We start from the raw sequence: 13,838 nt of genomic DNA, 5'->3' as shown, positions 1-13,838 counted from the left end.
GAACGTCCCCGATTCCATCCGTGGAGAGAACCGAGCGCATGACCGACGAGCAGGCGAGCGAGCAGCCGACCGAGCAAGAGACCAGCGAACAGCGGCAGGTCCGGCTCGACAAGCGGGCGCGCCTCCTGGATGCGGGCCTCCAGCCGTATCCGGTCGTCCTCGACATCACGGCGACCATTCCCGAACTGCGACGCCGCTACGCCGACCTGCCGCTCGGCGAGGAGACGCAGGATGTTGTCGGCATCGCCGGCCGTGTGGTGTTCTCGCGCAACACCGGCAAGCTGTGCTTCGCGTCCCTCCAGGCGGGGGATGGCTCGCGCATCCAGGCGATGGTGTCGCTCGCGGAGGTCGGTCAGGAGTCGCTCGACCGCTGGAAAGAGTTCGTCGACCTCGGTGACCACGTGTTCGTGCACGGTCGGGTCATCTCGTCGCGCCGTGGTGAGCTCAGCGTGCTCGTCGACGACTGGTCGATCGCCGCGAAGGCGGTGCTGCCGCTGCCGAACATGTACGCCGAGCTCAGTGAAGAGACCCGGGTGCGTCAGCGCTACCTCGACCTGATCGTGCGTGAGCAGGCCCGAACGACCGTCCGAGCCCGTGCCACAGTGATGCGGTCGCTCCGCGAGACGTTCGCGGGCCACGACTACCTCGAGGTCGAGACCCCCATGCTGCAGACGCAGCACGGCGGCGCCGCGGCCCGGCCGTTCGTCACCCGGTCCAATGCCTTCGACACCGACCTGTACCTCCGTATCGCTCCGGAGCTGTTCTTGAAGCGTGCCGTCGTCGGCGGGATCGAGCGCGTGTTCGAGATCAACCGCAACTTCCGCAACGAGGGCGCCGACTCGACCCACTCGCCCGAGTTCGCGATGCTCGAGGCGTACCAGGCGTACGGCAATTACGAGCAGATGGCGGACCTCACGCAGGAGCTGGTGCAGAACGCGGCTCGCGCCGTGACCGGCGACTCGCTCACGGTGACGTGGGCGGACGGCACCGAATACGACCTCGGTGGCACGTGGGACCGCATCGACATGTACGGCTCACTATCGGAGGCAGCGGGTCGCGAGATCTCGCCGTCGACACCGATTGAGACGCTCGTCGCGCTCGCCGCAGCGGAGGGGCTCGAGGTCGCGCATCCGACGCACGGCAAATACGTCGAGGAGCTGTGGGAGCACTTCGTCAAGGGCTCACTCGTCCGGCCCACGTTCGTGATGAACTTCCCGATCGACACGTCTCCGCTCGTTCGTCAGCACCGCAGCCGTGCGGGCGTCGTCGAGAAGTGGGACCTCTACATTCGCGGGTTCGAGCTCGCGACCGCATACTCCGAGCTCGTCGACCCGGTGATCCAGCGCGAACGGTTCGTCGAGCAGGCCCGGCTCGCCGCTGGTGGTGACCCGGAGGCGATGCGCGTCGACGAGGAGTTCCTCCGCGCGCTCGAGCACGGCATGCCGCCGTCGGGTGGTCTGGGCATGGGCATCGATCGGCTGCTCATGGCCATCACCGGGCTCGGGATCCGCGAGACGATCCTGTTCCCGCTCGTCAAGGGCGGCGCCTCCGCCTGAGCGCGAGCATGGGGGTCGGCTGCGCCTCGAAGGTCTGGAGACAAATGCCTGCCGACGCAGGAGAACAGCCTCGTGACGAAGATGAACAAGGTCGGTGATCTGCGCCGGAACTCAGCCGAGATGATCGACGACGTAGAGGCTGGTGACGAGTATGTCCTGGCCCGCAATGGCCGTGAGGTCGCCCGCGTCGTCCCTGTGGCTGAGGAGACTCGCTGGACGCACAATGGCGAAGGCATCCTCGAGGTGCTCAAGTGGATGTCGAGCCCGGACCTTGCGGACCTCGTCGACGAAGCGCGCCTGGCGGAGCAGAGCGGCGATCTGTGAGGGCGACCCCCGGGGGAACCAAGAACACCGGTCGGACGCGGTGACCGTGCGGCCGTGGGGGTCTCAGCGGTGGACTCCGCTGGCGGACGTATGATGCTCGGGTGCCGCATGGAGTCATAGCCGGGATCGTGTTCTCCCTGACACCCACCGTGGTTGTCGGGCTGATCTTCTGGTTCGTCATGCGCGCGATCGTGCGGTCCGATCGCACTGAGCGGACGACGTACGCCCGGATCGAAGCGGAAGAGCGCGCCCGCTTTGAGGCAGAGCGCGCCACCACCGCTGGCTCGGACGACACGGTCCGCTAATCCTCATTGCGCTCGTCGCACCTCCCATGCGTGAGGCGTTCCTCATGCTGACGCCTGCGGTTCACGCGCTCGTCAGTCGCTCCTGCGACCGTCTGACGTGCGGTGCGCAATTCGGCATCCGGAATCCGCGTCGTATGGGGCACGATTTGGGGTACGGGACGATATCGGCACTGTCCGCGAACCGTGTACCCCTGACGTCGGACAGCAACACCGTTATCGCCGTCGGACTTCATCCGCGAAGGAACTGAGCACTCCGCAGATCCGCGCCGTAGCGCCGATCGGGGCCGTTCTGCACTCGGGGTGCGGGCCAAATGACCGACATCGCGTACCCCGTCCCATCGATTCGTCAAGCGCTAGCACGGAGAAACCTGGGAATCGCGCGGATGGGTTTGTGGGGTACACCGCACGAGCGCTTTACTCGTCTCACGCCACCGAAGTGGGTGGCACGCAAGACCAACGTCGAACGAACTACCGGCCGACCTGCACCGAATCGCTTTCGGACGCACTTCCGACCGACCCCCGTGACCGACAAGGAGTCGAGATCATGACGATCGCAGCACCAGTTCCGAGCAGCGCCACCCGCCGGTCCACGACCACCGATGCTTCACGCACCACAGCCACCGTCGAGTTCGAGCCGTCCGTCACGGAGATCGAAGTCAGTGAGCAGCTGGCAGGTGTCCGTGGTGCATCGGTCGACCAGGTCGGCGACTACCTCCGCCACATCGGGCGTCTCCCGCTGCTGACCGCGGCCGAAGAGGCGGACATCGCCCGCCGCATCGAGGTCGGGCTCTTCGCTGAGGAGAAGCTCGCCACCGAGTCGATCGACGACAAGCAGCTCGTCCGAGAACTGAAGTGGCTTGTCCGCGACGGCCAGCGCGCCAAGGAGCGGATGATCACCTCGAACCTGCGCCTCGTGGTGAGCATCGCGAAGCGATACTCGCAGCGCGGCCTCCCGTTCATGGACGTCATCCAGGAGGGCAACCTCGGTCTGGTGCGCGCAGTCGAGAAGTTCGACTTCACACAGGGCTACAAGTTCTCCACCTACGCGACCTGGTGGATCCGCCAAGCCATCTCTCGCGGTCTTGCCGACAAGGCCCGCACGATCCGCATTCCGGTGCACACGGTGGAGCTCATCAACAAGATCTCCCGCACCGAGCGCGACCTCACCGTCGACCTCGGCCGCGCGCCGAGCGCCGAGGAAGTCGCAGCAGAGCTCAGCCTCGACGTCGAAGAGCTCCTTGACCTCAAGGGCCGTTCGCACGAGCCGGTCTCCATCCACACGGTCGTCGGCGACTCCGACGACAGCGAGCTCGGTGACTTCATCGAGGACGAGGACGCGGCAAGCCCGAACGAGATGACTGAGAACGCCCTCCTGCACCGCGACATCCGGTCCATCGTCGCCGAGCTTCCGAGCGACGAGGCGAACGTGATCCGCATGCGCTACGGCCTCGACGACGACAAGCCGATGACCCTCGACGAGATCTCGAAGGTCGTGCACACGACCCGTCAGGCCGTGAGCCGTGTCGAATCGCGCGCCAAGCTGCGCCTGTTCGCCAAGGCTGTCAGCCAGGACATGCAGCTGTACCTGACGGACTGACACCGTCTGTCTGGAGGCTGCACCGCGCCTCCCGCACGACGGCCCATCACCGATTCCACCCGACGGCCCGCCGCCCGAGCACCCTCTCGGACAGCGGGCCGTCGGCCGTTATCCGACCGACACCGACAAGGCTCAGCCCACGGCGAACAGGGGCAGAACACCGGGGGTCGCCTGGTTAGTCTCGACATACGCACCGATCCCAGCCGAGACCGGTACCGCTGTCGGCCCCAGGGTTCATTGGGGCCAAGGGAGAGCACATGTTCGAGAGATTCACCGACCGGGCCCGACGGGTTGTCGTCCTCGCTCAAGAAGAAGCGAAGATGCTCAACCACAACTACATCGGCACGGAGCACATCCTGCTCGGTCTGATCCATGAGGGCGAAGGCGTCGCCGCCAAGGCCCTCGAGTCGCTCGGGATCTCCCTGGACGCGGTCCGCGACCAGGTGCAGGACATCATCGGGCAGGGCCAGCAGCAGCCGACGGGGCACATCCCGTTCACGCCGCGTGCCAAGAAGGTCCTCGAGCTGTCACTGCGCGAAGCGCTGCAGCTCGGCCACAACTACATCGGGACCGAGCACATTCTGCTCGGGCTGATCCGCGAGGGCGAGGGCGTCGCCGCCCAGGTGCTCGTCAAGCTCGGCGCCGACCTCAACCGGGTCCGCCAGCAGGTCATCCAGCTGCTGTCCGGCTACCAGGGCAAAGAGGCGGTCGCCGTCGGCGGCGAGAACCAGCAGAGCGCCCAGCAGGGCTCGCAGGTGCTCGACCAGTTCGGGCGCAACCTCACGCAGGCGGCACGCGACGCGAAGCTCGACCCGGTGATCGGGCGTGAGAAAGAGATGGAGCGGGTCATGCAGATCCTCTCCCGCCGCTCGAAGAACAACCCGGTCCTCATCGGCGAGCCCGGCGTCGGCAAGACCGCCGTCGTCGAAGGGCTCGCGCAGGCGATCGTCAAGGGCGAGGTGCCTGAGACACTGAAGGACAAGCAGCTCTACTCGCTCGACCTCGGGTCGCTCATCGCCGGATCCCGCTACCGCGGTGACTTCGAAGAGCGCCTCAAGAAGGTCACGAAGGAGATCCGCACCCGCGGCGACATCATCGTCTTCATCGACGAGATCCACACGCTCGTCGGCGCCGGCGCGGCGGAAGGCGCCATCGACGCGGCGTCCATCCTGAAGCCGCTCCTCGCCCGCGGTGAGCTCCAGACCATCGGCGCCACCACGCTCGACGAGTACCGCAAGCACTTCGAGAAGGACGCCGCGCTCGAGCGTCGCTTCCAGCCGGTGCAGGTCAACGAGCCGTCGCTGCCGCACGCGATCAACATCCTCAAGGGGCTCCGCGACAAGTACGAGGCGTTCCACAAGGTGTCGATCACCGACGGCGCGATCGTCGCCGCCGCGAACCTCGCCGACCGGTACGTGCAAGACCGGTTCCTGCCCGACAAGGCGATCGACCTGATCGACGAAGCCGGAGCGCGCCTCCGTCTCTCGATCCTGTCGGCCCCGCCGGAGCTCCGCGAGTTCGACGAGAAGATCTCCACGGTCCGTGGCCAGAAGGAAGCCGCGATCGAGGAGCAGGACTTCGAGAAGGCCGCATCGCTCCGCGACGAGGAGAAGAAGCTGCTCGGCGAGCGGCTCCGCCTCGAGAAGCAGTGGCGCTCCGGCGACGTTGCCGCATCCGGCACCGTCGACGAAGGCATCATCGCCGAGGTCCTCGCGCAGGCCACCGGCATCCCGGTGTTCAAGCTCACCGAGGAGGAGACCTCCCGTCTCGTCTTCATGGAGAAGGCGCTGCACGAACGCGTCATCGGCCAGGAAGAAGCCATCGCGGCGCTCTCGAAGACCATCCGCCGGACGCGCGCTGGTCTGAAGGACCCGAACCGGCCCTCCGGATCGTTCATCTTCGCCGGCCCGACCGGTGTCGGAAAGACCGAGCTCGCCAAGGCGCTCGCCGAGTTCCTGTTCGACGACGAGGGCGCGCTGATCTCCCTCGACATGTCGGAGTTCGGCGAGAAGCACACGGTCTCGCGGCTGTTCGGTGCCCCTCCCGGGTTCGTCGGCTTCGAAGAGGGCGGCCAGCTCACCGAGAAGGTGCGTCGCAAGCCGTTCTCCGTCGTCCTGTTCGACGAGATCGAGAAGGCGCACCCGGACATCTTCAACTCGCTGCTGCAGGTGCTTGAAGAGGGTCGTCTGACCGACGGTCAGGGCCGTGTCGTCGACTTCAAGAACACCGTGATCATCATGACCACGAACCTCGGTTCGGCGGGCATCGCTGGAGGCCCGGTCGGGTTCCAGGTCGAAGGCAACTCCGGCCTCAGCTACGACCGGATGCGCGCAAAGGTGAACGAGGAGCTGAAGAAGCACTTCAAGCCGGAGTTCCTGAACCGCGTCGACGACACGATCGTGTTCCCGCAGCTCACGCAGGAAGAGCTGCTGCAGATCGTCGACCTGTTCGTCAAGCGGCTGTCGAACCGCATGCTCGACCGCGACATGACCGTCGAGCTGACGCTCGCCGCCAAGGAGCAGCTCATCCGCGTCGGGTTCGACCCCGCACTCGGTGCGCGCCCGCTCCGCCGCGCGATGCAGCACGAGGTCGAGGACCAGCTGTCCGAGCACATCCTGCAGGGTGAGCTCACCGCGGGCGACCACGTGAAGGTCGACTTCCGAGACGGGGAGTTCCACTTCGAGACGGGGCGTCAGCCGGGCCGCGAGGAAGTCCTCGCCGGTGCGGAGGCCGGTCCGGCGATCGCGGGGGAACTCGAGAGCTGAGTTCGGCGCGCTAAGTTGCTTGCACGCTAGAAAGCGCCCCTCCCGAATCCAATCGGGAGGGGCGCTTTCTCGTTGTGAGCGTCGCCGTCGGTGTCGCTCAGCCTGGTTCGCTCAGGCGTCCTGAATCGCTCAGGCGTTGACGTCGCCGCGCCAACCGGGATCGGTCGGGGCGCTCTCGACGCGCTTCTTGTAGTTCTCGAGGTCCTTCTTCACCGCGTGGCTTCCGGCGCCGACCGCCGAACCGAGGTGCTCGAGGAACCCGCTCGGCTCCCAGTCGATTTGCGCGGTGACGCGAGTCTTGTCCTCGGCCAGCTTGTGGAAGGTGACGACGCCGCCGTGCTCGGTCTCACCGTCGACAACGGTCCATGCGACGCGCTCGTCGGGGTGCTGCTCGGTGATGACCGCGCGGAAGGACCGCTCCTGGCCGCCGACGTTCACGGTCCAGTCGGTGGTGGTGTCGTCGACCTGGGTGATGGTGACGACCTCGTCGAGGAACGTGGGGAACTCCTCGAATCGGGTCCACTGGTCGTAGGCGGCGCGGACCGGAACGTCCACGTCCACGCTCTCAGTGATCTGGGGCATTGTTCCTCCTTGCCGCTCGTCGGCGGCGATCGAGTGATCTGGCGCACTTGACGCTAGGCGCGGGCGGCTGGGCGATTCGCGTCCTGCTCGCGCTTCGCGGATAGCGGCGGCCGGGTGCACGAGGGATGGACTCAGTAGGCTGGCGCGGATGAGCGACACCGGATCGGCTGCCGACGCGACGCCTGCGTTCGAGGAACGCGATGCGCACGGGATCCGTGTGCGCAAGGCGCTCGCATCCGACGTTCCGCACATTCAGCGCCTCATCCATCCGTTCGTGCAGCGGCGGATCCTGCTCGGCAAAGACAACGTCACCCTCTACGGGTCGATTCAGCAGTTCCGGATCGCGGAGGGTCCGGACGGCACGCCGATCGGCTGCGGCGCGCTCGCCGTGTTCTGGGAAGACATCGCCGAGGTCCGCACGCTCGCCCTCGATCCGGACTGGATTCACAAGCGCGTCGGACACCGCATGCTCGAAGCGCTCGAGCATGACGCGCGCGAGCTCGGTGTCGCTCGGATCTTCTGCCTGACGTTCGAGGTCGACTTCTTCGCCGCGCACGGCTACCTGGAGATCGGCGAGTCGGTGGTGTCGCCCGATGTGTATGCGGAGTTGGTCCGCTCGTCGGACGAGGGTGTCGCGGAGTTCCTTGATCTCGCTCGCGTGAAGCCGAACACGCTCGGCAATACGCGCATGCTGAAGGTGCTGTAGCGGGTCGGTCGTGGATTCGGTGGAGGCGCGGTAGGGCGTCAGTCGTAAATTCACTGGAGGCGCGGTAGGGCGTCGGTCGTGGATTCGCTGGAGGCGCGGCGTCGCTTCCCGTCTTTGGTTCCTTGACTGCTTACCCTGTGCGCATGTCGTCGTTCCGTCATCCTGTCGGCCCGGAGCGGCCGTCCGTGTACTGGCGGCGCCGCGCACTGTTCGGGGCTGCTGCGGTGCTGGTGATCGTTGTGGTGCTGCTCATCGTGTTCGGGCGCGGCGGTGCTTCGGCGTCGCCGGAGGCCGCTGCGTCGGCGTCGGCGGCTGCCCATCGGCAGGGCGCGGGGTCGGGAGCGAAGGCGAGCGGCGGTGGAGCGGCGAGCGGGGCCTCCACTGCGACGACGGCGACAGCGGCCCCTGGAAGCAATCCGTCGGCATCTGCTGCCGCGGCCCCGCCGAGTGCGAGCAGTGCTCCCTCCGCTGTCGCATCGGCGGCGGCGTCAGCGGCACCGGCTGCTGCGTGTGCGACGGGCCAGATCGTGCTGAAGCCGATCGTGAACGCGGCATCGTTCGGTCCCACGGAGGAGCCGAAGATCGCGATGTCGATCACCAACTCGGGCAGCGCCGCGTGCCATATCGATCTGGGCTCCGCGCAGCAGGTGCTGACGATCACGAGCGGGTCGGAGACGTACTGGTCGAGCAAGGACTGCCAGACGGGCGGCACGCATCAGGACGTGACGATGCAGGCGGGTCAGACGTTGACTACGCCGTCGATCACGTGGGATCGGACGCGGTCTTCGACGTCGACGTGCAATAGCTCACGGCCGGCGGTCACGGCAGGAGGCGCGAGTTACCACCTGCAGGTCGCGGTCGGCAGTATCCAGTCGGCGTCGTCGGCGCAGTTCGTGTTGAACTGACCGGGGTCTGGTTCCGTTCCGCTCTCCGGCCCTCGCTCCGGTCGCTGCGGCCGCCTTTGTGCGGGTTGGGATTGTCGCGATGTTGGACGGGGAGCTCTTCGTCCGTGCGGTCTGCATTGGTATGCGTGGTGCTCTGATCTGGTGAACTAGTCGTATGGCGGATGAGCAGCGGTTCCGGAGCGAACAGTTGGAGGAGGCGCTTGCGAAGCAGGACGTCGCGGGGGTGGCGTTTGCGCTGCGGAACGACATTGTGATCGTGCCGCGTCTGGTCGCGGGGAAGCGCCAGGAGGAGCAGGTTCGGGTGTTCGGCGTGGAGGGGTCGGATAAGCGGGTGCTGCTGTTGTTCTCGTCGGCTGAGGCGTATGCGGCGATGGTGCCGAACGAGAAGATCCGCCAGGTGATGGTGTACGACGGGCCTCGGCTGCTCGCGTTTTTGGAGGCGCATCTCCCGGTGTTGGAAGGCGTGTTCTTCGATATTGCGGGGCCGCACACGATGCAGGCGGAACCGCAGGATTTGTTGGACGCGCTGCGCGCGTAGGCCGAGGTGTCGGCGACGCTGCTGGGTGAGCGTTGCCGGCTCGGGCCTGCGGGGCAGCGCGTGGGGGTCGTGCCTGCGGTTCGCGCGCGGTGAGCGGCAGGGACTGTGCGCGTTAGAACGCGGCTTCGAGTTCGCGTTCTCGTTCGGTGCGGCTGAGGGAGAATGCGACGCGGAGTGCTTCGCGGAGGTGTTCCGCGTCTGCGCCGAGGACGGTCGTGAATCCGAGACGGCGCGCTTCGGATGAGCGTTGTTTCGCGCCGCTGGCGGGTCGGATCTCGCCGGCCAGGCTGATTTCGCCGACCGCGGCGAGGGTGTGTGGGTAGGGGCGATCGCGGGCAGCGCTGGCGAGGGCGAGCGCAATGGCGAGGTCGGCGCCGGGTTCGACGAGCCGCATGCCGCCGACGGTTGCGACGTAGACGTCGGAGTCCGAGAGCTTGATGCCGGCTCGGCGTTCCAATACGGCGAGCAGCATGGCCACACGAGAGGAGTCGACTCCGTTGACGACGCGTCGTGGTTGCGGGGCCGAACTGGGCACAACGAGCGCCTGCACTTCGACGGGGAGTGCGCGGCGCCCTTCCATTGCGATGGTGACGCAGGTGCCGCTGACCGGTGCGTTGCTGCGGGACATGAAGAGTCCGCTCGGGTCGGGGACCTCGTGGATGCCGTCACCGGCCATGTCGAAGCAGCCGACTTCGTCGGTCGGGCCGAACCGGTTCTTCAGTGCGCGCACGAACCGAAGCGCGGTTTGCCGATCGCCTTCGAACTGGCAAACGACGTCGACGAGGTGCTCAAGGAGCCGCGGACCGGCGATCGTGCCGTCTTTCGTGACGTGCCCGACGATGAGAACGGGAAGCGCGCGATCCTTGGCGACACGGATCAGGGTGGAGGCGACTTCGCGCACCTGTGCCACACCACCGGCGATGCCGTCGACGGCGGCTGACGCGATGGTCTGCACGGAGTCGGCGATGAGCAGGTCTGGCCGCACCTGGTCGAGCTGGCCGAGGATGACGGAGAGGTCGACCTCGCTCGCAAGGAAGAGTTGGTCGTGCAGAGCCCCGGTCCGTTCGGCGCGTAACCGGACTTGATCGACGGATTCCTCAGCGCTGACGTAGAGGACGCGTTTCCCCGCTGCCGCAGCTTTCGACGCGACTTCGAGGAGCAGTGTCGACTTGCCGACCCCGGGCTCACCACTGAGCAGCACGGCGGCGCCGGGAACGATGCCGCCGCCGAGCACCCGATCGAACTCACCGATACCGGTGTTCCACCGCTGCACCGGGGCGCCGACCGCCTCAGTGATCGGTCGGGCGACTCGAGCGCCGGAGACAGCGACCGCGGCAGTGCCGCGGCCGGAGGTCGGAGCGCCGGCCTCTTCGACCGTGCCCCACGCCTGACATTCGCCACACCGACCGACCCAGCGGAGGGTCGTCCACCCGCACTCGGAACAGCGGAACGCGGGTTGGGGCTTGGGCATGCAACGAGGCTATGGGCCTCCGCCGACATCGCCCGACGCACCGCCGTGGACGGTGGATCAGCGCGCCTGATCGTCCGACTGTGGAGAGGATCGGTGCGCGGGGGCGCGACGTTCGTGGTGCGCATGGGGGCGGGAGGAGCCTCCAGACCGGCCTGCGAACTCTGGGTGCGCGGACACGTCAGCATCTGCGTCTGCGCGCGCGGCGGCGACGGCTGCGGCATGGCTCCCGAGCGTTTCGGCCTCCCGCGCCGAGAGGTATTCGTGAATCGCTGCGACGGTGTCGACTCGCGCGTCGACCGCAGGTTCGAATGCGCTCGCCCACACTTCGTAGCCGTTGTCGTTCGGGTGGAACAGATCGCCGTAGGTATTGAAGAAGGTGCGGCGGAGTCCAACGCGCTTCGTGATCGAGTGCAGTGGCGCGACGGTGAGCCCGAATTCCTCGGCCACGCGACGCACGATCTCGTTGGCGACGAGAACTTTCCGTTCGCGATCCCGGAAGAACATGCACGGCAGCTCCGCGACGATCGAATGGGACGGAACGGCCCCGTAGATCATCCGCAGATTGCGCTCGAAGCGCGCCGGATCGAAATCCGCGATGTCGTTCGCGCCGATCGACACCGTGCAGATGTCGGGCGAGTACTTCCGAAACTTGGGCAGCTGCTCGGCTGCGGCCGTTTCCGTCGTGGCGCCCGACACACTCAAATTGACGACCCGCAGCGAAGACCGCGACCGATGCCGAATGCGCCGCGCCAGCAGTCCGACGTATCCGCGACTCGGAATGGAGGCTCCCACCCCTTGCGCCGCCGAGTCGCCAATCGCAACGTAGGTCAGGGCGCCCTCGTGAAGGAGGCGCTCACGCCACCAGTCAGCATGCACCGGCAGAATGTCGACTACGCGCTGTGACGCATTCCGCTGGCTGCGCATCCCCGCGCGCGCACCCCACACACCGAGCGCGCCCACCAAGGATGTCGCGGCGGCGGTGATCCCAACGGTCAGGAGGCTCCGGCCCTTCATGCGCCGCACGTTACTCACCGAGGCTGGTGCGAACTCGTGCGCGTGGTGGGCCGGGGGAGCGCGGCGCCGGTCTCTGGGCCTGTGGTCGGGGGCGTGACCGGGATCTCGATGGAGCTGGGGCGGGACGCGTTGCGGGTGCGAGTCGCGCAGACCTTCAGAGTTTTCCCGCGAACGGCACGCTCGCGGGCATGCAGTAGCATGGTCGGCGGTACCGTGTCCGAGCGGCCTAAGGAGCATGTCTCGAAAACATGTGTGGGGGCAACTCCACCGTGGGTTCAAATCCCACCGGTACCGCCACAGGGTCGGTTGCGAATCTCAACGAAATCAGTTGCGAATCTCACCGCTCTACGAGGGTCTCCGCCGCTAGACGGAGACCCTCGCGTTCTTTTGGTTGGTCGGTCAGAGACCGGGAAGGATCCCGCAAGGGTCAGCAGGTGACCCGTAAAGGGCGGCATCCGATTCATCGGTCGGGTGAGGGCCATCCAGCGGAGGGTTGCCCAGAGTGAAGCGAAAGGCTCGGGGAAGGTCAGGGTCCACTCGGGGCGGCGACGATCAGATCTGCTCCTTGCCGACGGTTATCTCAGTGGCTGGCGACGTTGTGAGTTGCGGTGTCGCCCGCGAAGCAGCTCCGGGCGGGCGAGAATCTCGAGAAGCGCTAGATATGCCAGGTCCGAGATCCGGGGGGAGAGGTCGCCGGTGTGGGCAGCGAGCAGCGCGCGCTGCCTCGGGTCCGGCGCCTTGTCCAAGCCGTGCTGGCTATTGCGGAGCACCCGGAGCCATTCACGAGCAGCGTTGGCGAGCGGGACGGGCGCGTCGGGCCCGACGCCGTTTTTGTTTGGCAGTGACAGATACCCGTCGCGAAGACGGGTGGCCATGAAGAAGCCATTTTGAACGTCGCGGAGGGCGTCCACTGCTGTGGCAGCTCGCGGCAGGAGAACAGGCTGAGCCTCGGCGGGGATGAGCTTGCGAAGCTCGTCTAGCACGGGTTCCATTTTCGAGAGCGTGGTGGCGCGTTCGAAGGTCAGGGTCGGATTCAATCCGTGTAAAGAGTCGAGCGCGTGGAACAGCGTGAGACGGCGGGCATGCGTGTCACGGGAGGATCCGATCGTCTGCACTGATCGGCAGAACTGTTCGAACGCCAGCATTCGTTCGACAGCAGTGGGCGGGTGGTAGCTTCCATCCTTGACGTGGTTGGACGGCTCCGTGAGGTGTGAGAACACTAGGTCGAGACGGCTCACCCACCAGCGCAACGCGGCTGTATACGCCTCCACGGTGACACTCTCAACCCGGCGAAGCGGAGCGAGCAGCGCGGTTCGCTCCGACAGCGACAGCAAATCCAGATTCATGAGAGTTGCTGAGCTGACGGGCTGGCCGAACAGCAGGACGATCACTCCTCCAACCCTCGGAGCTGTCATCGCCCACACATGCGGCGAAAGGCTCGTCACCAACGGCTCTAAGTAGGCAGCGAGTCCGACGTTGACGTCGGCCATTAGATACAGAGAAGAGGAGAACACCTCCCCGGTAGTCGCTGGCTCCGGAGGTTGGTCGCCGACGTGCAGCATCGCCCGTGCGACGCCGTACCGTCGCGACAACCGCTCTGTCGACTCAATGAGATACAGACGCGCGTCCGGGAAACGAGAGGCGGTCATCCCAGCTAACGCGCTGGCCAGTAGACCGGGCAGGGCGGAAGCGGAATCAGCGCTCATAACAAGCGCACGGAACCCGCTGAGAGCCCCCATGACCTCCTCGGGGTACCGCTCAGAGGAGGCGTGTTGGAGGCGAACAGCGTCCTCCCAGGATCCGGGACCCGGTCCGATGCCGTCATAAGGGCTCAGCCGTCGGACGACCCGCTGATACGCTGCCGGGTCCGAAGGGTTTAGCTGATTTCCCAGGCGTGCCACCGTGAGGAGTTTCGGCTCTTCACCTACCGCGCTTTCGATGTTTCGAGCTTCGAATCCGCTATCGGTTGCGGCGAGGTCCCAGCCGAGATGAGCGCCCATGTCCTGCGGTCGGCCCCCCCAAGAACCATGGGGCGATCGTGATCGGTACCCGGTTGCTTTGGAGGGCGCGCAGGT

12 protein-coding genes and 1 tRNA gene are annotated in these 13,838 nt (G+C 66.5%); 9 read left to right on the top strand and 4 right to left on the bottom strand.

What is annotated here, in order from left to right; all coding sequences use genetic code 11:
- The first annotated feature begins 38 nt into the window (after positions 1-38).
- From lysS to CAM01S_RS04575, 5 genes are all read left to right on the top strand, one after another.
- On the top strand, positions 39-1,556 hold the full coding sequence (gene lysS, locus CAM01S_RS04595; protein ID WP_066517180.1) for a lysine--tRNA ligase: 1,518 nt from the start codon (positions 39-41) through the stop codon (positions 1,554-1,556).
- 81 nt (positions 1,557-1,637) lie between these two features.
- On the top strand, positions 1,638-1,880 hold the full coding sequence (locus tag CAM01S_RS04590) for a type II toxin-antitoxin system Phd/YefM family antitoxin (protein WP_083527821.1): 243 nt from the start codon (positions 1,638-1,640) through the stop codon (positions 1,878-1,880).
- A 101-nt stretch (positions 1,881-1,981) separates the two neighbouring features.
- On the top strand, positions 1,982-2,185 hold the full coding sequence (locus tag CAM01S_RS04585; protein ID WP_066517176.1) for a hypothetical protein: 204 nt from the start codon (positions 1,982-1,984) through the stop codon (positions 2,183-2,185).
- 544 nt (positions 2,186-2,729) lie between these two features.
- Entirely contained in the window at positions 2,730-3,782 is a 1,053-nt protein-coding gene (locus CAM01S_RS04580; RefSeq protein ID WP_066518492.1) for a sigma-70 family RNA polymerase sigma factor, read from the top strand.
- Positions 3,783-4,039: 257 nt separating this feature from the next.
- Positions 4,040-6,547, top strand: a complete 2,508-nt coding sequence (locus CAM01S_RS04575) for an ATP-dependent Clp protease ATP-binding subunit (protein ID WP_066517173.1) — start codon at positions 4,040-4,042, stop codon at positions 6,545-6,547.
- A 129-nt stretch (positions 6,548-6,676) separates the two neighbouring features.
- On the opposite strand, the gene CAM01S_RS04570 is transcribed toward CAM01S_RS04575, so the two are convergent.
- Positions 6,677-7,129: an SRPBCC family protein gene (locus tag CAM01S_RS04570; RefSeq protein WP_066517171.1), complete on the bottom strand. Its 453-nt coding sequence runs from the start codon at positions 7,127-7,129 to the stop codon at positions 6,677-6,679.
- A 148-nt stretch (positions 7,130-7,277) separates the two neighbouring features.
- On the opposite strand from CAM01S_RS04570, the gene CAM01S_RS04565 reads away from it, so the two are divergent.
- From CAM01S_RS04565 to CAM01S_RS04550, 3 genes are all read left to right on the top strand, one after another.
- Positions 7,278-7,835, top strand: a complete 558-nt coding sequence (locus CAM01S_RS04565; RefSeq protein WP_083527764.1) for an amino-acid N-acetyltransferase — start codon at positions 7,278-7,280, stop codon at positions 7,833-7,835.
- Between the two features lie 143 nt (positions 7,836-7,978).
- The gene (locus tag CAM01S_RS14575; RefSeq protein ID WP_157071427.1) at positions 7,979-8,740 is read left to right on the top strand and encodes a hypothetical protein; all 762 of its coding nucleotides are present in this window, start codon (positions 7,979-7,981) and stop codon (positions 8,738-8,740) included.
- Between the two features lie 187 nt (positions 8,741-8,927).
- Positions 8,928-9,278, top strand: coding sequence for an SseB family protein (locus tag CAM01S_RS04550; RefSeq protein WP_169795841.1), 351 nt, complete (start codon positions 8,928-8,930; stop codon positions 9,276-9,278).
- A 112-nt stretch (positions 9,279-9,390) separates the two neighbouring features.
- On the opposite strand, the gene radA is transcribed toward CAM01S_RS04550, so the two are convergent.
- Positions 9,391-10,749, bottom strand: coding sequence for a DNA repair protein RadA (gene radA / locus CAM01S_RS04545; RefSeq protein ID WP_066517165.1), 1,359 nt, complete (start codon positions 10,747-10,749; stop codon positions 9,391-9,393).
- Positions 10,750-10,806: 57 nt separating this feature from the next.
- A complete protein-coding gene (locus tag CAM01S_RS04540; RefSeq protein WP_169795840.1) occupies positions 10,807-11,763 on the bottom strand; it encodes an SGNH/GDSL hydrolase family protein in 957 nt (318 codons plus the stop codon).
- 207 nt (positions 11,764-11,970) lie between these two features.
- On the opposite strand from CAM01S_RS04540, the gene CAM01S_RS04535 reads away from it, so the two are divergent.
- Positions 11,971-12,060 (top strand) — tRNA-Ser (locus CAM01S_RS04535).
- Between the two features lie 278 nt (positions 12,061-12,338).
- Here the strand turns inward: CAM01S_RS04535 and CAM01S_RS04530 are convergent.
- The gene (locus CAM01S_RS04530) at positions 12,339-13,763 is read right to left on the bottom strand and encodes a hypothetical protein (RefSeq protein WP_157071425.1); all 1,425 of its coding nucleotides are present in this window, start codon (positions 13,761-13,763) and stop codon (positions 12,339-12,341) included.
- Between the last annotated feature and the right edge of the window lie 75 nt (positions 13,764-13,838).

Origin of the sequence: Curtobacterium ammoniigenes NBRC 101786 (assembly GCF_001571045.1) — a bacterium.
In the GTDB taxonomy this organism is placed as follows: domain Bacteria; phylum Actinomycetota; class Actinomycetes; order Actinomycetales; family Microbacteriaceae; genus Curtobacterium; species Curtobacterium ammoniigenes.
The sequence above is the reverse complement of the archived record's forward strand: the minus strand, read 5'-3'. Positions and strand labels throughout refer to the sequence as shown.